General features: G+C 65.4%; 25 protein-coding genes. 16 read left to right on the plus strand and 9 right to left on the minus strand.

Features of this window, described 5'->3' with window-relative positions:
• The 6 genes from V8U06_RS23435 to V8U06_RS23460 form a co-directional block, all read left to right on the plus strand.
• Positions 1-532, plus strand: a 532-nt coding sequence (locus V8U06_RS23435; protein ID WP_427142739.1) for an electron transfer flavoprotein subunit alpha/FixB family protein, incomplete at its 5' end; no start/stop codon positions are given.
• 147 nt (positions 533-679) lie between these two features.
• A complete protein-coding gene (locus tag V8U06_RS23440; protein WP_226917576.1) occupies positions 680-1,552 on the plus strand; it encodes a 3-hydroxybutyryl-CoA dehydrogenase in 873 nt (290 codons plus the stop codon).
• Positions 1,553-1,691: 139 nt separating this feature from the next.
• Positions 1,692-2,675, plus strand: a complete 984-nt coding sequence (locus V8U06_RS23445; protein WP_226917577.1) for a sulfate ABC transporter substrate-binding protein — start codon at positions 1,692-1,694, stop codon at positions 2,673-2,675.
• A 76-nt stretch (positions 2,676-2,751) separates the two neighbouring features.
• Complete coding sequence (cysT, locus tag V8U06_RS23450; protein ID WP_427142740.1) at positions 2,752-3,573, plus strand: sulfate ABC transporter permease subunit CysT; 822 nt, start codon at positions 2,752-2,754, stop codon at positions 3,571-3,573.
• Between the two features lie 3 nt (positions 3,574-3,576).
• On the plus strand, positions 3,577-4,473 hold the full coding sequence (gene cysW / locus V8U06_RS23455) for a sulfate ABC transporter permease subunit CysW (protein ID WP_427142741.1): 897 nt from the start codon (positions 3,577-3,579) through the stop codon (positions 4,471-4,473).
• Positions 4,470-5,492, plus strand: a complete 1,023-nt coding sequence (locus V8U06_RS23460; protein ID WP_427142742.1) for a sulfate/molybdate ABC transporter ATP-binding protein — start codon at positions 4,470-4,472, stop codon at positions 5,490-5,492. Before cysW ends, V8U06_RS23460 begins: the two co-directional genes overlap by 4 nt.
• Positions 5,493-5,496: 4 nt before the next feature.
• On the opposite strand, the gene tlpA is transcribed toward V8U06_RS23460, so the two are convergent.
• A complete protein-coding gene (tlpA, locus tag V8U06_RS23465; RefSeq protein WP_427142743.1) occupies positions 5,497-6,171 on the minus strand; it encodes a thiol:disulfide interchange protein TlpA in 675 nt (224 codons plus the stop codon).
• Between the two features lie 23 nt (positions 6,172-6,194).
• On the opposite strand from tlpA, the gene argH reads away from it, so the two are divergent.
• From argH to V8U06_RS23485, 4 genes are all read left to right on the plus strand, one after another.
• Positions 6,195-7,598: an argininosuccinate lyase gene (argH, locus tag V8U06_RS23470; protein WP_427142744.1), complete on the plus strand. Its 1,404-nt coding sequence runs from the start codon at positions 6,195-6,197 to the stop codon at positions 7,596-7,598.
• Positions 7,599-7,701: 103 nt separating this feature from the next.
• Entirely contained in the window at positions 7,702-7,887 is a 186-nt protein-coding gene (gene lptM, locus V8U06_RS23475; protein WP_226917583.1) for an LPS translocon maturation chaperone LptM, read from the plus strand.
• Positions 7,888-7,899: 12 nt separating this feature from the next.
• The gene (lysA, locus tag V8U06_RS23480) at positions 7,900-9,168 is read left to right on the plus strand and encodes a diaminopimelate decarboxylase (RefSeq protein ID WP_427142745.1); all 1,269 of its coding nucleotides are present in this window, start codon (positions 7,900-7,902) and stop codon (positions 9,166-9,168) included.
• Positions 9,169-9,257: 89 nt separating this feature from the next.
• Complete coding sequence (locus V8U06_RS23485; protein WP_427142746.1) at positions 9,258-11,870, plus strand: TIGR02302 family protein; 2,613 nt, start codon at positions 9,258-9,260, stop codon at positions 11,868-11,870.
• Here V8U06_RS23485 and V8U06_RS23490 read toward each other — a convergent pair whose 3' ends face one another.
• The 3 genes from V8U06_RS23490 to V8U06_RS23500 all read right to left on the minus strand — a co-directional run bounded on the left by V8U06_RS23490 (position 11,871) and on the right by V8U06_RS23500 (position 13,599).
• Entirely contained in the window at positions 11,871-12,230 is a 360-nt protein-coding gene (locus V8U06_RS23490) for a response regulator (protein WP_427142747.1), read from the minus strand.
• Positions 12,231-12,329: 99 nt separating this feature from the next.
• A complete protein-coding gene (gene hpt, locus V8U06_RS23495; protein WP_226917587.1) occupies positions 12,330-12,875 on the minus strand; it encodes a hypoxanthine phosphoribosyltransferase in 546 nt (181 codons plus the stop codon).
• Positions 12,876-12,924: 49 nt separating this feature from the next.
• Positions 12,925-13,599 (minus strand): hypothetical protein, encoded by a 675-nt coding sequence (locus V8U06_RS23500; protein WP_427142748.1) that lies wholly within the window; start codon positions 13,597-13,599, stop codon positions 12,925-12,927.
• A gap of 187 nt (positions 13,600-13,786) precedes the next feature.
• Between V8U06_RS23500 and ftsE the strand changes: the two genes are divergently transcribed.
• From ftsE to V8U06_RS23520, 4 genes are all read left to right on the plus strand, one after another.
• Positions 13,787-14,446, plus strand: a complete 660-nt coding sequence (ftsE, locus tag V8U06_RS23505; RefSeq protein WP_226917589.1) for a cell division ATP-binding protein FtsE — start codon at positions 13,787-13,789, stop codon at positions 14,444-14,446.
• The gene (locus V8U06_RS23510) at positions 14,439-15,446 is read left to right on the plus strand and encodes a cell division protein FtsX (RefSeq protein ID WP_427142749.1); all 1,008 of its coding nucleotides are present in this window, start codon (positions 14,439-14,441) and stop codon (positions 15,444-15,446) included. Before ftsE ends, V8U06_RS23510 begins: the two co-directional genes overlap by 8 nt.
• 79 nt (positions 15,447-15,525) lie before the next feature.
• Entirely contained in the window at positions 15,526-16,221 is a 696-nt protein-coding gene (locus V8U06_RS23515; protein ID WP_427142798.1) for a YdcF family protein, read from the plus strand.
• A 62-nt stretch (positions 16,222-16,283) separates the two neighbouring features.
• Positions 16,284-17,072 (plus strand): lysophospholipid acyltransferase family protein, encoded by a 789-nt coding sequence (locus tag V8U06_RS23520; protein ID WP_427142750.1) that lies wholly within the window; start codon positions 16,284-16,286, stop codon positions 17,070-17,072.
• Here V8U06_RS23520 and V8U06_RS23525 read toward each other — a convergent pair whose 3' ends face one another.
• The gene (locus V8U06_RS23525; RefSeq protein ID WP_427142751.1) at positions 17,073-17,624 is read right to left on the minus strand and encodes a gamma-glutamylcyclotransferase; all 552 of its coding nucleotides are present in this window, start codon (positions 17,622-17,624) and stop codon (positions 17,073-17,075) included.
• A gap of 183 nt (positions 17,625-17,807) precedes the next feature.
• Here V8U06_RS23525 and V8U06_RS23530 point away from each other — a divergent pair, with 183 nt between their 5' ends.
• On the plus strand, positions 17,808-18,815 hold the full coding sequence (locus V8U06_RS23530; RefSeq protein WP_427142752.1) for a DUF2125 domain-containing protein: 1,008 nt from the start codon (positions 17,808-17,810) through the stop codon (positions 18,813-18,815).
• Here V8U06_RS23530 and V8U06_RS23535 read toward each other — a convergent pair whose 3' ends face one another.
• Positions 18,816-19,742, minus strand: coding sequence for a prephenate/arogenate dehydrogenase family protein (locus V8U06_RS23535; protein WP_226917595.1), 927 nt, complete (start codon positions 19,740-19,742; stop codon positions 18,816-18,818).
• A 57-nt stretch (positions 19,743-19,799) separates the two neighbouring features.
• On the minus strand, positions 19,800-20,549 hold the full coding sequence (locus V8U06_RS23540) for a class I SAM-dependent methyltransferase (RefSeq protein WP_226917596.1): 750 nt from the start codon (positions 20,547-20,549) through the stop codon (positions 19,800-19,802).
• Between the two features lie 91 nt (positions 20,550-20,640).
• Between V8U06_RS23540 and gloB the strand changes: the two genes are divergently transcribed.
• Entirely contained in the window at positions 20,641-21,405 is a 765-nt protein-coding gene (gene gloB, locus V8U06_RS23545) for a hydroxyacylglutathione hydrolase (protein ID WP_427142753.1), read from the plus strand.
• A 3-nt stretch (positions 21,406-21,408) separates the two neighbouring features.
• Here the strand turns inward: gloB and yddG are convergent, their stop codons facing one another.
• On the minus strand, positions 21,409-22,290 hold the full coding sequence (gene yddG / locus V8U06_RS23550; protein ID WP_427142754.1) for an aromatic amino acid exporter YddG: 882 nt from the start codon (positions 22,288-22,290) through the stop codon (positions 21,409-21,411).
• Positions 22,291-22,323: 33 nt separating this feature from the next.
• A complete protein-coding gene (locus V8U06_RS23555) occupies positions 22,324-23,106 on the minus strand; it encodes a DUF3108 domain-containing protein (RefSeq protein ID WP_427142799.1) in 783 nt (260 codons plus the stop codon).
• Positions 23,107-23,147: the final 41 nt, after the last annotated feature.

Raw genomic sequence — 23,147 nt, forward strand, 5'->3', positions numbered from 1 at the left:
CCAGACGGTTCAGTCGACCGATGCGAAGAAGGTGATCACCGTGCGCACGGCGTCCTTCGCCGCCGCCGGCGAGGGCGGCAGCGCCGCGGTCGAGACCATCCCGGCTGCAGCGAACCCGGGCCTTTCCAGCCACGTCAAGGATGCACTCTCCTCGTCCGACCGTCCGGAACTGACGTCTGCGAAGATCATCATCTCGGGCGGCCGTGCGCTCGGCTCTTCGGAGAAGTTCCAGGAGGTGATCCTTCCGGTCGCAGACAAGCTGGGTGCGGCCGTCGGCGCAAGCCGCGCTGCCGTCGATGCGGGCTATGCGCCGAACGACTGGCAGGTCGGGCAGACGGGCAAGGTGGTCGCACCGCAGCTCTACATCGCCTGCGGCATCTCGGGCGCCATCCAGCATCTTGCCGGCATGAAGGACTCGAAGGTCATCGTCGCCATCAACAAGGACGAGGAAGCGCCGATCTTCCAGGTCGCAGACTATGGCCTCGTCGGCGATCTCTTCGAGATCCTGCCGGAGCTCGAAAAGGCACTCTGATCCGGTTTCACGACCGGGCTTTGCGACGATGATTTCACTGGAAATATGCGTCGCGTCCCTTTATCACTTCACCGGGCCGGCTCGACCGGCCCGGTGTTTTTTTGCCTGCGCCGAGGGCGCGGACCGAATAACGAGGCGATAGGCGCTATGATCAAGAACGTCGGTATTGTGGGTGCAGGCCAGATGGGGTGCGGTATCGCGCATGTCGCGGCCATGGCTGGTTACAAGGTCCATATCTACGACCTGTCCGCCGAGCGCGCCGAAACCGGCCTGGCCACGATCAACGGCAACCTCGCCCGCCAGGTCTCCTCCGGCAAGATGAGCGACGAGGACCGCAAGAAGGCGCTCGCGCTGATCAAGGGGTCCTCCGACATCAACGACCTCTCCGATGCCGACCTCGTCATCGAGGCCGCCACCGAAGACGAGACCGTCAAGCGCAAGATCTATGGCCAGGTCTGTGCCGTGCTGAAGCCGGAAGCGATCCTCGCCACCAACACGTCCTCGCTGTCGATCACCCGCCTTGCCTCGGCCACCGACCGGCCGGAGCGCTTCATGGGCATCCACTTCATGAACCCGGTTCCGGTGATGAAGCTGGTCGAGCTCGTGCGCGGTATCGCCACCGAGGAAGAGACCTTCTCGGCCGCCAAGGAATTCGTCGCCAAGCTCGACAAGACGATCACGGTCGCGGAGGATTTCCCGGCCTTCATCGTCAACCGCATCCTGCTGCCGATGATCAACGAGGCGATCTATACGCTGTATGAAGGCGTCGGCTCGGTCGAGGCCATCGACACCGCCATGAAGCTCGGTGCAAATCATCCGATGGGCCCGCTGCAGCTGGCCGATTTCATCGGTCTCGATACCTGCCTTTCGATCATGCAGGTGCTGCATGACGGGCTCGCCGATTCCAAGTACCGCCCGTGCCCGCTGCTGGTGAAGTATGTCGAGGCGGGCTGGCTCGGCCGCAAGTCCGGCCGCGGCTTCTACGACTATCGCGGTGAGGTCCCGGTTCCGACCCGCTAAGCGGCGGAAGAATCCTGAACATTCCCCTTTGGGGGAAAAATGTTTCGCCTGTCATCGAAGCTATGACAGGCCATGCCTCGGATGCCCTTCGGCCCGCCGCTATTGTCTGCCCCGATTGTTCTTGCATTGGGGATTTCAGATGAAACGTTTGCTCCTTCTCGGCGTGGCCCTTCTCGGTCTCGCCGCTCCGCTCTCCGCCAACGCCGCAGACAAGCTGCTGAACGCCTCCTACGACGTGGCGCGCGAGCTTTTCGCTGCCGAGAACGAGGCCTTCGTGAAGGAGCATCCGGGCGTCAGCATCGACCAGTCGCATGGCGGCACCTCCAAGCAGGCCCGCGCCATCGTGGAAGGCCTTGAAGCGGATGTCGTGACCTTCAACCAGGTGACGGACATCGACTTCCTCGTGAAGAACGGCTTCGTCGCCGAAGGCTGGCAGCAGAAGTTCCCGAACAATGCCTCGCCGTTCTATTCCTTCCCGTCCTTCCTCGTTCGCGCCGGCAATCCGAAGAACATCAAGGACTGGTCCGACCTTGCCCGCGACGACGTGAAGGTCATCTTCCCCAATCCGAAGACCTCGGGCAATGCGCGCTACACCTATCTGGCCGCCACCGCCTATGCCAAGGAAGCCTTCAACAACGATCCGGCGAAGGTCGAGGAGTTCGTCACCAAGATCTTCGACAACGTGCCGGTCTTCGACACGGGTGGCCGCGCGGCGACGACGACCTTCGTCGAGCGCGAGATCGGCGATGTCATCATCACCTTCGAGGCGGAAACCAAGTCGATCGCCAAGCAGTATGGCGAAGACAAGTTCCAGAGCGTCGTGCCCTCGGTCTCGCTGCTGGCCGAATTCCCGGTCGCCATCGTCGACAAGGTGGCGGATGCCAAGGGCAGCCGGGACCTCGCAAAGTCCTATCTCGACTTCCTCTATGCGCCCGAAGGGCAGAAGATCGCCGCCGAGTTCGGCCACCGCGTCCATGACGAGAAGGTTGCCGCCGAATTCAAGGACCAGTTCCCGGCCATCCGCCTCGTGAATGTCGACGACGTCTTCGGCGGCTGGAAGAAGATCTCGGAAGAGCACTTCGCCGAAGGCGGCACGCTGGACAAGATCTACGGCAGCCGCTGATCCATCGATCTTCATCGTCAAGGGCAACCGGCGGGCGCAAAACCCGCCGGTTGTGGTATGAGAAAGGAAGCGCGTCTTGAGACGGCGTGTACTGCCCGGATTGCCGCTCGCGCTCGGCATCACCCTCGTTTACGTGGCCATCATCGTGGTGCTGCCGCTGGCCGCGCTCATCTTCAAGGCGGCGAGCCTCGGGCCGGCGGATTACTGGCGCATCGTCTCCTCCGACCGCGCCTTCGCGAGCTACCGCGTGACGGTGCTCTGTGCGCTGGCGGCGACGGTCTTCAACCTTCTCTTCGGCATGGCGCTCGCGTGGGTGCTGGTGCGATATCGTTTCCCCGGCCGGCGGCTCGTCGATGCGCTGGTGGACCTGCCCTTCGCCCTGCCGACCGCGGTTGCGGGCATCGCGCTCACCACGCTCTTCGCCACCAACGGCTGGTTCGGCGGCCCGCTTTCCCATCTCGGCATCAAGGTCGCCTATACGCCGCTCGGCATCATCGTCGCCATGAGCTTCACCAGCATTCCCTTCATCGTGCGCACGGTGCAGCCGGTGCTGGAAGAACTCGATCCGGCGCTGGAGGAGGCGGGGCAGACACTCGGGGCGAGCGATCTGTCCATCTTCGTCGGCGTCATCCTGCCGCTTCTGACGCCGGCGCTGCTTGCCGGCGTCTCGCTTTCCTTCGCGCGCAGCCTGGGCGAGTTCGGCGCCATCATCTTCATCGCCGGCAACCAGCCGTTCTCGACGGAGATCACCGCGTTGCTCGCCTTCATCCGGCTCGAGGAATACGACTATCCGGCCTCCGCCGCGATTGCCTCCGTCATGCTGCTGACGGCCTTCGTCATGCTGGCGTTCACCAATCTCATGCAGGCGCGCGCCCTGCGCTATACGGCGAGGGGCTGACCCATGACCCATCATGGCAAGGGCAAGCCGCCCCGCGTCGGTGACAACAGGATTTTCCGCCGGAGCCTGCTGGCCGTCGTGCTCCTGTTCGTCGCTCTGATGATCGTCGCGCCGCTCGCCGTCATCGCGGTCGAGGCCTTTTCGCGCGGCATTGCCTATTTCGGGGCATCCATCGCCGATCCGGATACGCGGCACGCCATCCTGCTGACTGTCGTCACGGCGCTGATCGCCGTGCCGATCAACACGGCCTTCGGCGTCGCTGCGGCCTGGGCGATCACCAAACACGATTTTCCGGGCAAGCGGCTGCTCACCGTCATCATCGAGATTCCCTTCTCGGTCTCGCCCATCGTGGCGGGCGTGTCCTATCTCTTCGTCTATGGCCTTCAGGGCCTCTTCGGCCATCTCCTGCAGACGGCGGAGATCAAGATCCTCTTCGCGCTGCCGGGTATCGTGCTCGCCAGCATGTTCGTCACCGCGCCCTTCGTGGCGCGTGAACTGATCCCGCTGATGCAGGCGCAGGGCCGTGATCTTGAGGAAGCAGCGACCTCGCTCGGGGCGAGCGGCTGGCGGACGTTCTTCTCCGTCACGCTGCCCAATATCAAATGGGCGATGCTCTATGGCGTGGTGCTCTGCAATTCGCGCGTCATGGGCGAATTCGGGGCGGTCTCGGTCGTCTCGGGCAATATTCGCGGCCAGACCAACACGCTGCCGCTGCATATCGAACTGCTCTATCACGATTACAACGCGGCCGGCTCCTTTGCCGCCGCATCCATTCTCGCGGGCCTTGCCATCGTCACGCTCGTCGCCAAGGTGGCGCTGGAGCGGCAGGGTGCGGGCCGCGTGCAGCGCCCCTCGGCCCTTGCGGGCGCAGACAGCATCACTCCGGAGGTCAAGCCGTGAAAATCCGTCTCGATAACGTGGTCAAGGAATTCGAGACCTTCCGCGCCGTGCACGGCGTCTCGCTCGATATCGAGAGCGGGGAGCTGGTCGCGCTGCTCGGCCCCTCCGGTTCCGGCAAGACGACGATCCTGCGCATGGTCGCGGGCCTCGAATATGCCGATGCGGGTGCGATCTATTTCGGCGAGGAGAACGCGACGGACATTCCGGTGCGCGACCGCGGCGTCGGCTTCGTCTTCCAGCACTATGCGCTCTTCCCGCATATGACGCTCGGCGAAAATATCGCCTTCGGCATGAAGGTCTCCAAGGTCAAGCGCACGCCGCAGGCGATCGAAGCGCGCGTCAGGGAACTGCTCGATCTCGTGCAGCTCGGCGGGTTGAAGGACCGCTTCCCCGGCCAGATCTCCGGTGGCCAGCGTCAGCGCGTGGCGCTTGCAAGGGCGCTTGCCGTCGATCCGCGCGTCCTCCTGCTCGACGAACCCTTCGGCGCGCTCGATGCCAATGTGCGGCGGGACCTGCGCCGCTGGCTGCGCAAGATCCATGACGAGCTCGGCATCACCACCCTCTTCGTCACGCACGACCAGGAAGAGGCGCTGGACCTTGCCGACCGCGTCGTCATCCTCAACAAGGGCCGGATCGTCCAGGAAGGCACGCCGGAAGCGGTCTGCCGTAATCCGGCCGATGCCTTCGTGATGAATTTCCTTGGCGACGCCAACCGGCTCGATGCGGATATCCGCGGCGGCAAGGCCTATGTCGAGGACGTCGCTTTCGAGGCGGAGGGCATGGCAGATGGCGGCGGGCAGATCCTCTTCCGTCCGGCCGACGTCACCTGGCGCGAGGATGGGCAAGGCATCGCCGCGAAGATCGTCCGCGTCATCGACCGGCCGGATTCGCGTCGCGTGCTGGCGCTGACCGGCAGCGGCCAGCCCATCGAGTTCGATACGGCGCCGGAATTCCCGCACCGCAAGGGCGAGGCAGGCTTCATCGAGATCCGCCGGCCGCGTGTCTACGCGGCGGCGTAAGACCTCAGCTCTTCGGCGCCGCCAGCGCTGCGTTGATGAGCGCCTTGGCGTCGTCGCTGTCCCAGGCGGCAGGCCCGTTCATGGCGGAGATCAGGCAGCCCTTGTCGTCCATCAGCAGCGTGACGGGCAGGCCGAAAGCGAGGCCTTCCTTCTTCAGCGTGTTGAAGACGCCCATCGAGGCATCGCGGTAGTAGCCGAGGTCGTGGACCTTGGTTTCATCGAGGAAGGCCTTCGGCTTCTCGTCGTCGCCGGTGTCGATGTTGATCGCCACGACCTCGAACTTTTCGCTGCCGAGATCCTTCTGAAGCGCGTTGAGCGCCGGCATTTCCTCGCGGCAGGGCACGCACCAGGTGGCCCAGAGATTGACCAGCAGCGTCTTGCCTGCAAAGTCCGCCATGGTCTTCTTCTTGCCGTCCGGGCCGTCGAAGACGAGGTCGGGCAGGGGGCGATGTTCGTCGACGGTGCGCATGGCGGCGACCTGACCCTTGGAGAAGGGGGTGATCGCGGCGGCTTTTTCCGCGGCCAGCGCGCAGGCGGCCGGATCGGCGGAGGCGACCGCGCCATTGCCAGACAGGCTTTCCTTCACGTATATCGCAGCACCACCGGCGAGAAGGCCGGCAAGCCCGGCAATGGCGACCAGCTTGCCCGCGGGCAGGCCGAGTTTCTTCTTCACTGACATTTCATTCTCCAGGATAGGCACCCATGGCAGACGGCACTTCCGAGACGAAATCCTCGAACCAGATGTGGGGCGGCCGTTTCGCCTCGGGACCGGATGCGATCATGGAGGAGATAAATGCCTCCATCGGCTTCGACAAGAAGCTTTACGCCCAGGACATCCGCGGCTCAAAGGCGCATGCGGAAATGCTCGCCCATCAGGGCATCATTTCGGCGGACGATAAGGAAAAGATCGTTCACGGTCTCGACACGATCCTGTCAGAGATCGAAAGCGGCGCCTTCGAGTTCTCGCGCAAGCTGGAAGACATCCACATGAACGTGGAAGCCCGACTGGCGACGCTGATCGGCCCCGCCGCCGGACGCCTGCACACCGCCCGCTCGCGCAACGACCAGGTGGCACTCGACTTCCGCCTCTGGGTTAAGGAAGAGCTGCAGAAGACCGAGAGGATGCTGACCGGCCTCATCGCCGCCTTCCTCGACCGCGCGGAAGAGCACGCCGAGACCGTGATGCCCGGCTTCACCCACCTTCAGACCGCGCAGCCCGTGACCTTCGGTCACCATTGCATGGCCTATGTGGAAATGTTCGGCCGCGACCGCCAGCGCGTACGCCACGCCATCGAGCATCTCGACGAAAGCCCCATCGGCGCGGCCGCGCTTGCCGGCACAGGCTATGCCATCGACCGCCACATGACGGCCAAGGCCCTCGGCTTCCGTGAGCCGACGCGCAACTCCATCGACACCGTGTCCGACCGCGACTTCGCGCTGGAATTCCTCTCCATCGCCGCCATCGCGTCGGTCCATCTGTCGCGTCTTGCCGAAGAGATCGTCATCTGGTCGACGCCGCAGTTCGGCTTCATCCGCCTGTCGGACGCCTTCTCGACCGGCTCCTCCATCATGCCGCAGAAGAAGAACCCCGATGCCGCCGAACTGGTGCGCGCCAAGACGGGCCGCATCAACGGCTCGCTGATCGCGCTCTTGACGGTCATGAAGGGCCTGCCGCTCGCCTATTCCAAGGACATGCAGGAAGACAAGGAACAGGTCTTCGACGCCGCCGAGAGCCTGGAGCTCGCCATCGCCGCGATGACCGGCATGGTGCGCGACATGACGATCCGCACCGACCGGATGAAGGCGGCGGCCGGTTCCGGCTATTCCACCGCGACGGACCTTGCCGACTGGCTGGTGCGCGAGGCGGGCCTGCCGTTCCGCGACGCTCACCATGTCACCGGCCGCGCCGTGGCGCTTGCCGAAAGCAAGGGTTGCGACCTTTCGGACCTGGCGCTGGACGACCTGCAGGCGATCCATGCCTCGATCACCGCCGACGTCTACAGCGTGCTGACGGTGGAGGCCTCGGTCGCCAGCCGCAAGAGCTATGGCGGCACCGCGCCGTCGGAAGTCAGGAAGCAGATCGCCTGGTGGCGGCAGCGAAACTGATCAGGACACTTGCAGGACTCATCGTTAGATTAAGGGTGCACAAGGGCGGGCGAATTCGCTAAGGATGATGCCCACCCGACACCGGCAATTCCAGGGAACGCTTATGACACGCATCGACATCGGCAGGCTGGCTCTCGTGCTTTGCCTTTCCGCGGCGGTTCTGACCGCCTGTGGCCGCAAGGGCGATCTCGACCTGCCGGGCGGCGGAAAGCCGGTTTACAAGACCATCAAGGGCAAGAAGGTCGAGCAGGTCGAAGACAAGCCCTTCATCCTTGATCCCCTTCTCTGACGGACAACGCGCGTGAACCATTTCGAGCATCGTGACGGCGTCCTCCATGCGGAGGATGTGCCGGTTCCGGAAATCGCCAAGGCGGTCGGTACCCCCTTCTACGTCTATTCGACGGCAACGCTGGAGCGGCACTACAAGGTGTTCTCCAAGGCCTTCGACGGCGTGGATGCGCTGGTGTGCTACGCCATGAAGGCGAATTCCAACCAGGCGGTGCTGCGCACGCTCGCCCGGCTCGGCGCGGGCATCGACGTGGTCTCGGAAGGCGAACTGCGCCGGGCGCTCGCCGCCGGCGTTCCCGCCTCGCGCATCATGTTCTCGGGCGTCGGCAAGACGCCGCGCGAGATGGACCTGGCGCTCGAAGCCGGCATCTACTGCTTCAACGTCGAATCCGAACCGGAGCTGGAGGTGCTGAATGCGCGCGCCGTGAAGGCCGGCAAGGTGGCGCACGTTTCCTTCCGCATCAATCCTGACGTCGATGCCCGCACCCATGCGAAGATTTCGACGGGCAAGAAGGAAAACAAGTTCGGCATCTCCTGGGAGCGCGCCCGCGCCGTCTATGCCCGCGCGGCCAGCCTGCCGGGCATCAAGGTGACCGGCATCGACATGCATATCGGTAGCCAGATCACCGAGCTGCAGCCTTTCGACGATGCCTTCCGGCTGCTGCGCGAGCTCGTCGAGACGCTGCGCGCCGACGGCCATGTCATCGACCACGTCGATGTCGGCGGCGGCCTCGGCATTCCCTACAAGACGGACAACGCGCCGCCGCCGTTGCCGGATGCCTATGCGGAGATCGTCAAGAACCAGCTCAAGGGGCTGAACTGCAAGATCGTCACGGAGCCCGGCCGCCTGATCGTCGGCAATGCCGGCATCCTCGTGACCGAAGTCATCTATGTGAAGGATGGCGGCGAGAAGACCTTCGTCATCGTCGATGCGGCGATGAACGACCTCATTCGCCCGACGCTCTACGAGGCCTGGCACGAGATCCAGCCGGTCGTCATTTCCGCCGCCAATGCGCCGCGCATCCGCGCCGATGTCGTCGGCCCGGTCTGCGAGACGGGCGACTATCTGGCGCAGGACCGCGAGATGGCGCAGCCGAAGCCCGGCGACCTCATCGCCGTCGGTTCGGCCGGCGCCTATGGCGCGGTACAGGCCGGCACCTACAACAGCCGCCTGCTGATTCCGGAGGTGCTGGTCAACGGGTCGCAGTTCCATGTCATCCGCCCCAGGCTCTCCTACGACGACCTGATCGGGCTCGATTCCATGCCGGACTGGCTCGCCTGACCCGTTCACGATTTTGCGCGTGCCCTCGTCTTCGCCACAAAGCATGTTATCTTCCGGGCAAGGCAACGAGCGGCGAAGAGCGATGAACCATGGCGATTGAAACGCAGCGCAAGGGGGACGTGCCCGGCAATTCGCTGGCGCGCCGGCTTGCGGGCAAGCGCCTCGCCGCGCGGATCGTCCTTTTCCTCGAGGCTCTGGCGCCGCGCCTGCTGCCGATTCTTCTGCTGGTGGCGGGGTTCCTGGCGCTCACCTGGTTCGGCTATTTCCGCCATGTGCCGGCCTGGCTGCATATCGCGACGCTGGCCGCCTTCGCCCTCGGTCTCATCGGTCTTCTCCTGCGCCTTCGCGGCATGGCGTGGCCCTCGCTCGACAGCGCGGACCGCATGCTGGAGGCGCGCAATGCGCTCGCCCATCAGGCGATCCGCGTGCAGGACGACCGACCGGCGGCGGGCGATGCCTTTGCCGAAGCGCTCTGGCGCGAACACCAGGCCCGCATGGCGCGCCAGATCGGGGCCTTGAGAACCGGCGCGCCCGAACCCGATATCGCCCGGCATGACCGTCACGCGTTGCGCGCCGTCCCGGTGCTGCTCCTCGCCATCGCCTTTGCCTTCTCCTATTCCAACCGCGCCGGCATGCTGGCCGATATCGTCTCCCTGCGGACGCCAGCCGAGGCGGCGGCGGATGTGCGCATCGACGCCTGGGTGACGCCGCCTGCACACACGGCGCGCGCACCCGTCTTCCTCACCGGCAACGGGCAGGGCGAGCCCGCCGAAGCGGCGAGGGGCGAGATCCGCATTCCGCAATTCAGCGAACTCACGGTGCGCGTGACCGGCGGCAGCGGCGACGAAAAGGTCAGCTATCAGGCGGCCGGCGAAAGCGCGGCCGTCGCCATCCGTCCCGAGGAGGAAAAGCCGAAGGACGAGAAGGCCGAAGCGGCGAAAAGCGCGGCGAAAGTCCCTGCCACGGGGGTCACCGGCGCCAAGACCATGCGCTACAAGATTTTGAAGGACGGTATTCTGACGGTCGATGGCCGTACCTGGACCTTCTCCGTCATTCCCGATCGCGTACCGGAAATCGCCTTCGACGGCATTCCGAAGCCGACGGTCGCATCCGCACTGGAGATTTCGTTCCTCGCCAAGGACGACTACGGGCTTCAGGAAGCCCATGCCGAGATCGTGCCTGTCGATACGCCGAAGGACGCCCGCCCGCTCTATCCGCTGCCGGAATACAGGCTCGACCTGCCGCGCCGCGCCGCGCGCGAGGCCAAGGGCACGACGAGCCGTAACCTGTCCGAACATCCGCTCTCCGGCAAGCGCGTGAAGATCACGCTCGTCGCGACGGATGCGGCGGGACAGGAAGGGCGCAGCCAGCCCGTGGAAATGGTGCTGCCGGCCCGCGCCTTCTTCGAGCCGCTGGCCGGCGCCGTCGCCGAGCAGCGGCAGGTTTTCGCGCTCGACGCGAACCAGTTGCCCTATGCCATCGCGCTCAACGAGGCGCTGACGATCCGGCCGGAGGAGACGATCCCCAATCTCACGCATTTCCTGCTGCTGCAGTCGGCCAATGCGCGCATGAAGCTCTCCCGCACGGAGGACCAGATGCGCGAGACGGCGGATTACCTCTGGGAGATCGCGCTCGGCATCGAGGATGGCAACCTGTCGCTTGCCGATCGCCGCCTGCGCGAGGCGCAGAAGGCGCTGTCCGAGGCGCTGGAACGCAATGCCTCCGATGAGGAAATTGCCAAGCTGATGAAGGAACTGCGGGACGCGATGCAGGCCTATATGGAGGAGCTTGCCCGGCAGGCCGCCAAGAACGGCCAGATGCAGCAGAATGCCCAGCAGCAGGGCCAGATCCTGCGTCAGCAGGACTTGCAGCGCATGATGGACCAGATCGAGAATCTGGCGCGGTCCGGCGCACGGGATCAGGCGCAGCAGATGCTGTCCGATCTCCAGCGCATGATGAACAACCTGCAGGCCGGCCGTCCGCAGCAGGGACAAGGCCAACAGAACGACGCCATGCGCCAGCAGATGGACAAGCTCGGCGCACTGGTGCAGCAGCAGCAGAAGCTGATGGAAGAGACGTTCAAGCTCGACCAGGCGCTGCGCGACCGCCAGCAGCGCGGCGACCCCATGCCGGGCGAAGAGGGCGAGCCGCAGCCGGGCGACGACGGCGCCGGCCAGCAGCAGACCGATCAGATGACCGCCGATCAGCTCCGCGATGCGTTGAAGAAGCTGCAGGAGCAGCAGGACGGCATCGGCAAGCAGCTCGGCGAGTTGCAGGAAGCGCTGAAGGGTATGGGCCTCGAGCCCGGTGAAGGGTTTGGCCAGGCCGGCCGCGAGATGAAGGGCGCCTCCGAGGCCCTCGGCGAGGGGCAGGGCGAATCGGCCGTCGGCAGCCAGGGCCGCGCGCTGGAGGCGCTGCGTCAGGGCGCGCAGAACATGATGAGCCAGATGCAGGCGATGGGCCAGGGTCAGGGGCCGGGCGAAGGCATGCCACAGGCGGGCCGCAACGGGCGCGATCCGCTCGGCCGCGAGCGCACCGTCAACGGCCAGGGACCGGATTTCGGCGGGCCGACGAAGATCCCGGAAGAGATCGACATCCAGCGGGCGCGGGAAATTCTCGACGAGATCAGGCGCCGGCTCGGCACGGGCGCCGCGCCGGGGCTGGAGCGGGATTATCTCGAACGGCTGCTCGGGATTCGTTGATCAGGCGGCGAGCGCCTGCGCGACGGCGCGGCGGATATCCGGCAGGCTGAAGGGTTTGCTGACGACGTCGATGATCTTCGAGGCAAGGTCGTCGGCCCGCTCGCGCTGGTCGGCATAGCCGGTCATCAGCAGGATTTTCAGCGCGGGATGGGCGGCGGCGGCCTTGTGGGCAAGCTCGATGCCATCCATGACCGGCATGCGGATATCGGAGAGCAACAGATCGAAGCCGCCGTCCGTCAAGGCATCGAGCCCGGCGGCGCCATCCGGCGCCTCGACGGTTTCATGGCCATCCAGCCTGAGGGCGCGTGCGACGAAGATGCGGAGCGAATCCTCGTCCTCGGTGATCAGAATCTTCGCCATGGGGTATCCCTATCCGGTTGTCCGCCCTTGAAAAGACCAGACTTTCCTTGTCGATCCGTAAACGGCCGATGGGGGAATTTGGAGGGGAACCCGATATGCCTATTCCGCGTCGCCCGTGACGACGCCGACAAAGGGCAGCTCGCGGAAGGCATAGGCGACGTCCATGCCGTAGCCGACGACGAAATGGTCCGGGCATTCGAAGCCGACATAATCGGCCTCGAGGTCCGTCTTGCGCTTCTCGCGCTTGTCGAGCAGCACGGCGATGGTGACGTTGCGCGCGCCGCGCGCATACATCAGCTCCTTGGCATAGCTGAGGGTACGGCCGGATTCAAGAATGTCGTCGATCAGCAGGATGTCGCGGCCATGCACGTCACTGTCGATGTCCTTGATGACCTTGACGCCCTGCGAGACCGTGCCGGCGCCATAGCTCGACAGGGTGATGAACTCGACTTCCGGCGCAAGCCCCGCCGCGTGCAGGGCGCGCGTCAGGTCGGCGGCGAAGATGAAGGAGCCCTTGAGAACGGCGATGACGAGCAGGTCCTGCGTCGGGCCGGCCGCGATCTGGGCCGCCAGCTCCTCGTTGCGCTGGGCGATCTGCCCGGCATCGTAGAGCGTTTCGATCTTCTTTCCGCGGACAATCTGCATCGCGAGGCGGCTCCCTGATGGCGAGGAACAAAGGAGCCGATTAGCACAGTCAGTTGGCGCGCGCACCCTCGCGGACAAAGGAAACCGAGACTTTCGGCACTTTTCCGCCGCCATGGGGGATGTGCAAGGCGAAGTGTTCGCTGCCGCCGGGGGCGAGCGTCGCGGCATCCAGCGCGACACGGCGCTGGAGCATGGCGCCCGTGCCTTCGACGCGGATTTCCAGCGGCGGCAGGGTTTGGGTATCGCCGCCCCTGTTGTCGACCTTGCCGTAGACGGAGAGCACCTTCATGCCGTTGCGGTCGCTGAGCGCGGCGGTGACATCCGATACCTGCAGCACATCGCGCGACGTGTCGGCGGCAAAAGCCTCCCGCAGCGCCGAAAGACCGCCAGCATAGGCGAAGACGAAGAGGAACGCGCCCGCGACGAGACCGGCAAAGGCGCGGCCGGGAAGGCATTGCAGGCCGCGCTCGAAGAGCCGGGCACCGGCAGCCGCGAGGCGGAACAGCGGATGCTGCGAAAGCGGGCGCGCCCTAGCGGAGCCGGCAGGGCGACGGTTGTCGTTGGAGGTGCGGGCCGTGCCGCTGCGAATCACCACGAAATCGGCGTCGACCGTTTCGAGACGGGCCGGGAAGGGGCGGGCGTGTTTCTGCGCCGGGGCCTTCGGCTCCGGCGGCAGAAGGTCGATGCTGCCTTTCGCCTGCTGTTTCGCTTTGAAGGCGTTCATCGCGAACTCCTCGCTTGCCGGCTTTCGCGCAAAATCATCGGCGAAAAGTCGGGCATTGAATGAAATCCTTACGAAACGTAAACCATACTGGTTAATGCTTCGGAAACCCGACCGTGAAAGAGCCGCTTTCCTATGCGACGTCAGCCGCGGTGCCCTCGGGTGCCCGTCTCTAGAACCGGATTGACCATTGATTCACTTCGAGAATGTCGGACTGCGCTACGGGATGGGGCCGGAGATCCTCCGTGATCTCACCTTCGATATTCCGCGCCGATCCTTCCAGTTCCTGACGGGGCCGTCCGGCGCCGGCAAGACGACGCTGCTGCGCCTCCTGTTCCTGTCGCTCCAGCCGACGCGCGGCATCATCCGCACCTTCGACCGGGAGATATCGACGATCCCGCGCGATGAACTGCCCATGCTGCGTCGGCGCATCGGCATCGTCTTTCAGGATTTCCGCCTGCTCGACCATCTGACGACCTATGAGAATGTCGCCCTGCCGCTGCGTGTGCGCGGCAAGGAAGAATCGAGCTATCGCGCCGACGTGCTCGAGCTGCTGAAATGGGTCGGGCTCGGCGAGCGCATCAATGTATTGCCGCCGGTGCTGTCGGGCGGGGAGAAGCAGCGCGCGGCCATCGCCCGCGCCCTCATCGACCGGCCGGAACTGCTTCTGGCGGACGAGCCGACAGGCAATGTCGATCCGCCGATGGCGCGCCGGCTGCTCAGCCTGTTCCTGGAGCTCAACCGGCTCGGCACCGCCGTGGTGATCGCCACGCACGACCTGTCGCTGATGGACCAGGTGGAGGCGCGGCGCATGATCCTCTCGCAGGGGCGGCTCGATATCTATGACTGACGCGCCCCGCGATACCGCCGAAAATGCCGCGGCCGCCCGCCGGCCGGAAATGCGCGTGCGCCCGACGGCGCCCATCGTGCCGCAGGCGAATGTCTCCGGCCGCGCGCTGATGTTCGTCATCGCCATCATGGCGTTTCTCGCCTGCCTCACCTTCGGCGCCGTCAGTATGGTGCGGGCGACTGCGGCGAGCTGGCAGAGCCAGATCTCCCGTGAGATCACCATCCAGATCAAGCCGGACGACGATCTCGACATGGAGAAGGCGCTGACGGATGCGCGCGACCTCGCGCTCACCTTCGCCGGCACGCGCGACGGCACCATCGTCGACAAGACGGCGACGGCGCGCCTCCTCGAACCCTGGCTTGGCGAGGGGCTGAACATCGACGAACTGCCGGTGCCGCGCCTCGTCATCGTCACCATCGACGAGCAGAGCCCACCGGACTTTACCGCCATGCGCGCGGCGCTGGCGGAGAAAATCCCACAGGCCTTCCTCGACGACCATCGCACCTGGGTCGACCGGCTCGTCGCCATGGCTCGTACCACCGCCTTCATCGGCACGGGCGTGCTGGTGCTCGTCTTTTCCGCGATGGTGCTGACGGTGGTCTTCGCGACGCGCGGTGCGCTTTCCGGCAACAGGCACATCGTCGAGGTGCTGCATTTCGTCGGCGCCGAGGCGAGCTTCGTCGCCTCCGAGTTCCAGAAGCATTTTCTGCTGATCAGCCTGAAGGGCTCCTTTGCCGGCGGGTTCCTGGCGGCGCTGTTCTTCGCCATTGCCGGCTTCTGGCAGGGCCGTGCCATCGCGACGCCCCAGAGCGACCAGGCGACAGCCCTTTTCGGCACCTTTTCCATGGGGCTGACGGGCTATCTCGGCATTGCCGCCACCATCGTCGTCATCGCGCTTTTGACGACGCTGACGGCGCGTTTCACCGTGATGCGGACGATCCATGAAATCGACCTTATCCGATCCGATCCGTCGCGCACCGACCAGCTGCCCGACCCATGACACGGGCGGGGTGGGCCATTGCCGTAAAACGGACTATCCGTTGCCGCAATCGGGTTCTAAGGACGGAATCATGAGCGCGATGGAACGGGCGAAAGCGGTGCTGCCGGAAGGCAGCCGGCCGCGTGAAGGGCGATGGCGCCGCATGCGGCCCGTCCGGCGCTTCGTGCGCGTTCTCCTGGCGCTTATCCTCATCGCCGCCTTTGCCGGCTTCGTCGGCTTCCTGCAATTCGCCGAGACGGTGGCGGAGATGGAGGCGCCGCGCGATCCGAAGGCCGACGCCATCGTCGTCCTGACCGGTGGTTACCAGCGCATCGACCGCGCCATAGGCCTGCTCAAGAAGGGGGCCGGCGGGCGGCTGCTGATCTCGGGCGTCAACCCCACGACCAGCGGCAACCAGATCCGCAAGCTCACGCAAAGCTCCTCCGCGCTCTTCGAGTGCTGCGTCGACATGGGCTACGAGGCCGTCGATACGATCGGCAACGCCAACGAAACGGCGCGCTGGATCAGCGATCACCAGTTCCGCCGCGTGCTCGTCGTCACCAACAATTACCACATGCCGCGCAGCCTGCTGGAATTGAAGGTCAGCGATCCCCAGACCGACTTCATCGCCTATCCGGTCGTCAATTCGGACCTGAGGAACGGCAACTGGCTGCACCAGCCCGATGTCATGAAGGCCATGCTGTCGGAATATCTCAAATATTGCCTCGCGCGCGTGCGCGCTTTCGCCGGCGCACGCACCTGGTCCGGCCTTCGCGGCGACATGAGCGGCGGCTGAGGAGTTTCGCAGCGCGACAATATCGTGTAGGGCGAAAGAACGTTCCGCTGACAGGCTGCCCGATGATCGTTCTCCGCTCCATTCTCTTCAATGCCGTCTTCTACCTGAACCTCATCGCGCAGATGATCGTGTTCACGCCGGTCTACTTCCTGCTGCCACGCAAGAAGGCCTATGCGATCCCCAAGAACTGGGCGCGCAGCAACCATTGGCTCTTCGAGAAGATCGTCGGCGCGACCTTCGAGATCGAGGGGCTGGAGAACATTCCCAAGGGCGGCTACATCTTCGCGCCGAAGCACCAGTCCTTCTGGGACGCCTATGCGCTGCTGCCCTGGCTGGACGATCCGCTCTATATTCTCAAGCGCGAGCTGACCTGGATCCCGCTCTTCGGCTGGTACATCAAGAAGCAGCGCATGGTTCCGGTCAACCGCAGTGCGCGCGGCAAGGTCATGGCGGCCGTCATGCAGCGCACCAAGGCGGAGATGGATACCGGCCGCCAGCTGATCATCTATCCCGAGGGTACGCGCCGTCCGCCGGGCGCGCCGCCGGAATACAAATACGGCATCGCCCGTCTCTACCGCGATCTTTCGGCGCCGGTCGTGCCCGTCGTGATGCATCCGGGTCTGTTCTGGCCGCGGCGCAAGTTCATCCGCCAGCCCGGCCATTTCAAGGTGCGCATCCTGCCGGCGATTGCGCCCGGCATGGAGCCCGATGCCTTCCTCGCCCACCTCATCGATGTGATGGAAACGGCGAGCGACAAGCTGCTGGTCGAGACGGTGGAGGCCAATCCGCATCTTGAGCTGCCGCCGACGGCGCGTCAGCGACTGGCCGAATTGAAAGGCCGTGCTGCCTGATCAGACCGGGGTGTGGGCGTGGAGGCTTTCTGCCCTGCGCCCCACATCCTCCAGCCAATGGTCGCGGATGCCCATTTCGCGCAGATGCGTCAGCGTGTTGCGCACATAGTCCATGTTATGGCCGGACTTGCCGATGGCGGAGCTGACCGTCACGGCGGCCTCGTCGACCGAAAGCGCACCGGCATATTGGTGGTGGGCACGGTCGATGATGTAGGCGAGCGCCGTGACGCGGCCGCCCTTGCCGAGCGTGGCGGGCAGGCTGCGCTCCTTGTAGACATGGGTCACCAGCTCGCGCTCGCGCAGATAATCGACCACCGCGTCCCGATTTCCCGGTGCGATGCGGAAGGCGACGCCGCGGCAGGAGCCGCCGCGGTCGAGGCCCAGCACGAGACCCGGCTTTTCCTCGGTGCCGCGATGAACCCAGGAGCGCACGCAGAGCGAACGGCGGAAGCCGAAAAGCCGGGCGGGCTGCCGCTCCTCGAACTCGAAGCCCGGATTCCACATCAGCGATCCGTAGCCAAAGACCCAGAATTCGTTCATATCCACCGTCACCGGGCCCATCTCCCCAAAAGCCGCCGCAATTGCCGGCTTTGTCGCAAGTCCGTTCCAGCAGAAGCGCGAAGCGGTTTTGCGGCCGGACTTGCATAAAGGCAAACAGATAAAGCGTTTTTGCGATTCGGTGAAAAGCGGAATTGCGTCTGCGGGCCTATCTGCCCGCCACCATTGGAGAACACTATGGCATCCTCAAGCCAGACCGGCGCTTCCGGGGTCTCGCGTAAATACGTCCGGCTCGCCGTCGCCGTGGTTCTCGCCATCGCACTCTATACGGGCGGGTGGTTCTATGCGGCAAGCTGGCTCAAGGACCGGCTGACGCAGGAACTGGCGGCCTCGGGGCAGGGCCTGCATTCGGCCTCCTGCGGCAATCTCGATGTGCGCGGCTTCCCGTTCCGCATCGGCGTCTTCTGCGATTCGCTCGCCATCGACGACCATCCCTCGGGCCTTTCGGCGACCTTCGGCGCGCTGCGCTCGGCCGCGCAGGTCTATCGTCCCGGTCATGCCGTCATCGAGCTCGACGGGCCGGCGCAGCTGCGCGTGACGCCGGATCTCGTCTTCGACGTGGACTGGGACCTGCTGCGCGCCAGTGCCGTCGCCTGGACGGACGGGCTCGACCGCGCGTCGGTCGCCTATGACGGGTTGAAGGGCAAGCTCAACGTGCCCTCGCAGGCGCTTTCCATCGGCATCGCCGCCACCCATGGCGAAAAGCACATCCGCCGGTCCGGCGAGGCGCTCGACGTGGCGGCATCGCTCGACGCGCTTGCGCTCGATGTCGGCGGAAAGGTGCTGCCGCCCGTCAATGTCGCAGCCGATCTGACGATTGCCGATGCCGCCCGCTGGCTTTCCAGCGAAGGCCCGCCGCCGACCCTGCCGCTCGGCACGAGCGCGGAATTGCGCAGCCTGTCGGTCGATCTCGGCGAGGGCAGGACGATGCGCCTTTCCGGTCCGGTGCGGGTGGGTGAGGACGGCTACGTCTCGGGCGCGCTCGACCTCACCATCGACGGCATCACCGCGTGGCGGGACCGTATTTCCGAGGTGTTCCCGGATGCGGCGGAGACGGTGCAGAAGGTCGCCGGTGCGATCAAGGGCCTGTCGGGTGGCAAGGAGCGAGCGGTCGTGAAGCTCACCGTACAGCAGGGCACGGTCTATCTCGGCCTCTTCCCGATCGGCGAAATCCCGCCCTTCTGATCAATCCTTCTTGTCGACCGGGCGGCCGAAGTTCGGCGCGGACGTATCCTGGCCGGCATGGATGATCGAGCGGCGGATGGCGCGGGTGCGGGTGAAGAGATCGAAGAGTTTTTCGCCGTCGCCCCAGCGGATGGCGCGCTGGAGATAGGCAAGGTCCTCGGAAAAGCGCGCCAGCATCTCGAGGATCGCGTCCTTGTTGTGCAGGCACACGTCGCGCCACATGGTCGGGTCCGAGGCGGCAAGGCGGGTGAAATCGCGGAAGCCGGAGGCGGAATATTTGATGACTTCCGATTCCGTCACCGTCTCCAGGTCGTCGGCGGTGCCGACGATGTTGTAGGCGATGATGTGCGGCAGGTGCGAGACGATGGCCAGCACCTTGTCGTGGTGTTCCGTGTCCATCTCGTCGACCTTGGAGCCGAGCGCCTCCCAGAAGGCAGCGAGCTTGCGCTTGGCGTCCTTGTCGGTGCCGTGCACGGGCGTGAGAATGCACCAGCGGCCCTCGAAGAGTTCGGCGAAACCGGCGTCGGGGCCGGAATGCTCGGTGCCGGCCAGCGGGTGGCCGGGAATGAAATGCACGGTCTTCGGCATGTGCGGCAGCATCTGCGCGACGACCGAGGCCTTGGTGGAGCCAACATCGGTGACGATGGCGCCGGGTTTCAGGTGCGGGGCGATCTCTTCCGCGACCTTGCCCGAGGCGCCGACGGGCACCGAGACGATGACGAGGTCGGCATCTTCCACCGCCTTGCCGGCGTCGCGGACATAGTCGGTTCCAAGTTCCAGTTCCCGCGCGCGGTCCAGTGTCTCCTGGCTGCGGCTGGAAATGGTGACGGTCTTGGCAAGGCTCTTGGCCTTGACGGCACGGGCGATGGAGGAGCCGATGAGGCCGATGCCGATCAGCGCGATCTTGTCGAAATGTCCGTCCGTCATGTCCGTTCCCCTGCGTTCGTCCCGCTCTAGCGGGCGGCCCGGCATTTGTCGAGAGGATCAGCGCCGGGCGCGGTCGCGGGTGGTCGGCACGCCCTGCGGGGCGAGCACCGGCACGAAGACGCGGCGCGAGGCGCGCGCGGCGACGGGCAGGCCCTGGTAGAGCCGTTTCTGGGCCTCGACGACGATGACGCCGGAGAACATCGGCCAGAGCGTGCGCCCCAGCCGCTCGAACGCACCACGCAGCTTCTGCACGCTGCGCAGCTTGGAGGGCGGGAAGAACAGCGCCTCGGCGCTGGCGCCGGGTGTGAAGTTCGTCGCGCGCAGGAGCGCGGTCAACTGGCCGCGCGAATAGGGGCGGCCGGAGCCGAAGGGCGTATGCTCCATGCGCGCCCAGACGCCGCGCCGGTTCGGCACGACGATGACGAGCCGGCCGCCGGGCGCCAGGACCCGCCAGAGTTCCTTCATCGTCTCGCGCGGATTTTCGGCGAATTCCAGCGAATGCACCATCAGCACCCGGTCCACCGAGGCGTCGGGCAGGGGCAGTTCCTCGTCGAAGATCAGGGCCGTGGAGGAGAGTTCGCTCGGCGGCCAGTTCACCGCGCCCTGGCCCGCGGGCATGAAGGCAAAGGTGCGCTCGGTATCCGTGCGGAAGCGGTCGAGATAGGGCACGGCATAGCCGAGCCCGACAAGCCGCTCGTCCGGCAGGCGCGCCCAGAGCGAAGCGAGCGCCATGGAGATGGACTGATCGGCGAGGCGGCCGAGCGGGGAATGATAGAATTCGCGGAGGTCGACGATATCGGCATGCATGGCATGAATGTGCGCGATGGCCCGGTGGACTTCAAGACCGATTGCCTTACATTCGCCCCCGAATGCCCGACTGACATGACGAGGATGCCCCATGAGCCCGCTGGAAATCGACCTCTTTGCCTGCCGCAGCGACAATTTCGGGGTGCTGCTGCACGACCCGGTGAGGGGTCTCACGGCCAGCATCGATGCGCCGGAGGAAAAGCCGATCCTCGATGCGCTCGCCCGCCGGGGCTGGACGCTCAGCCATATCTTCACCACCCATCATCACCACGATCACATCGAGGCGAACCTCGCACTGAAGACGCGGTTCGGGGCCGATATCACCGGGCCGGCGCGGGAATCCATCCCCGGCATCGACCGCAAGGTGGACGGCGGCGACAGTTTCGATTTCGCCGGGCGACGGGTCGAGGTGATTTCGACGCCGGGCCATACGCTGGGACATATCTGCTTCCACCTGCCGGAGGAAAAGCTGCTCTTTGCCGCCGATACGCTCTTTGCGCTCGGCTGCGGCCGGCTTTTCGAGGGGACGCCCGCGCAGATGTGGCAGTCGCTGCAAAAGCTCGCTGCCCTGCCGGACGAGACGACCGTCTATTTCGGCCACGAATACACGCTGTCCAATGCGCGCTTCGCAAGGACGGTGGACCCCGACAATGCAGCCCTTCTCGACCGCGTCGCGGGGATCGAGGACGTGCGGGCGAAGGGCGGCTTCACCGCGCCGACGACCATCGGGCTGGAAAAGGCGACCAACCCGTTCCTGCGCGCGGCCGATCCGGCCATCCGCCGTCATCTCGGCATGGAACGCGCGAGCGATTCCGAGGTCTTCGCGGAAATCCGGGCGCGAAAGGATCGCTTCTGAGCGTCAGGCTGCGGCAGGCGCACGCTTGCGCAAGATCATGTCCTTGGCGGCAAGCACCGCGCCGCCCGTGACCAGCAGGCAGGCGAGTGCGATGCTCCAGGACGGTTCGGCGAAGCCGGAGAGGATGAGCACGAGCGTCGAGAGCAGCGGCGCGGCATAGCTTGCCGCGCCGAGGATCTGGATGTCGCCGTTCTTCACGCCGAAATCCCAGACATAGAAGGCGGCGCCGACCGGCAGCAGGCCGAGGCCGGCGACGGCGAGCCATTCAAGGCTCGTCTGCGGCCAGACGGTGGTTTCCAGCATCAGGTGGCAGACAAGCGACAGGATAGCCGTCGCAAGGCAGAAGCCCGTCACCACATCCGTCGAGACGGCCTCGAAGCTGCGCGTCGCCAGCGAGTAGCCGGCCCAGGTGAAGGCGCAGAGGAAGGCCGCGCCGTAGCCGAGGAGATAGGCGCTGTCGAAGGCGACGCCATTGCGGCCGACGATCAGGGCCGTGCCGCCAAGGCCCAGCAGCGTGCCGACCACGTGGTTCCATTTCAGCGTCTCGCCCGGCAGCAGCGCCGAGCCGGTGACGATGAGCAGCGGCCAGAGATAGGCGATCAGGCTCGCCTCGACGGCCGGCGCATTGCGCAAAGCCGTGAAGTAGAGGAAGTGGTAGCCGAAGAGGCCGAGAATGCCGGTGATCCAGACCTTTGCCGGCTGCTTCAGGAGACGCGCGCGCTCCGGACGGGCGATCAGCACGGCAATGCCGGGCAGGCTGCCGATCAGGAAGCAGATGGCGGAGAGCTGGAAGGGCGGCATCTTGCCGGAGGCGGCGGTGAAGAGCGCCAGCAGCGCCCACATGAGGATCGCCGTAAAGCCGATAAGGGTCGCACGCGTCTTCAAGGTCGTCGCTCCGGTCTGCCGACCGGGGACGCGTCAACCGCCGAAGCGCGTGGCCGAGACGGTGACAGGGCCGAGCTTGGTCGGAATCTGCACATAGACCGGAGCATATACATTCGCCCCTTCGGCCTTGGCAAACCAGATTTCCATCGTCTTCAGCCTGCGCAGATATTCCACGTCGTCACGACCCTTCCTGTAGCCGGACTTCGGAACGAAGCGGATGCCGCAGACGACGGCCTCGCCCTGGAAGCCCTTGGTCGTGAAGGGCTTGGTGCCCTTGGAGGTCAGGCGGAGATCGAGGCGGGACTCGCCGTCGAAGATCGGCAGCGTCTTGGGGCAGACGCGGCTGCCGGCGGGAATGATGAGGCCGGAGATCGGATCAAGCACCGAACGCATGTCGGCATTGGAGACGGGCACCCAGTTGTCCGGCTTCTTGCGCGCCGGCACCATGCTGGAATGCACGACATTGCCGTTGCGGAAGGTGACGTCGATGGCCCGGCCGCGCTTGCCGCTGCGATAGGTCACGGAATAGGAGGTGGCGCGCAGCCTGTCGCGGCTGACGATGCCGGAAACGTTGGTCGTGCCGCGCGTGCTGGCGAAGATGTCGGCAAGGCCGGCCGAATGCAGGCTGCCGGAAATGGAGTAGCGGTTGCCGTTGAATTCCGAGCGGAAGCTGGCGGTCGCGACCGGCAGGCCGGAAAGGCGGATGCTGTAATCCGTGCGGTGCTGGATCTCGGCGGACGAAAGCGTGCCCGCGCTTGCGACAAGCGCGAGCGATGCGACAGCACCGGCAATCAAACCCCGTCCGTTCATCTTCACGACTCTCATGGAGACGCTCCGCTAGCCTGCCATTGCGGCGA

Source organism: Shinella sp. G-2 (genome assembly GCF_050172695.1).
In the GTDB taxonomy this organism is placed as follows: domain Bacteria; phylum Pseudomonadota; class Alphaproteobacteria; order Rhizobiales; family Rhizobiaceae; genus Shinella.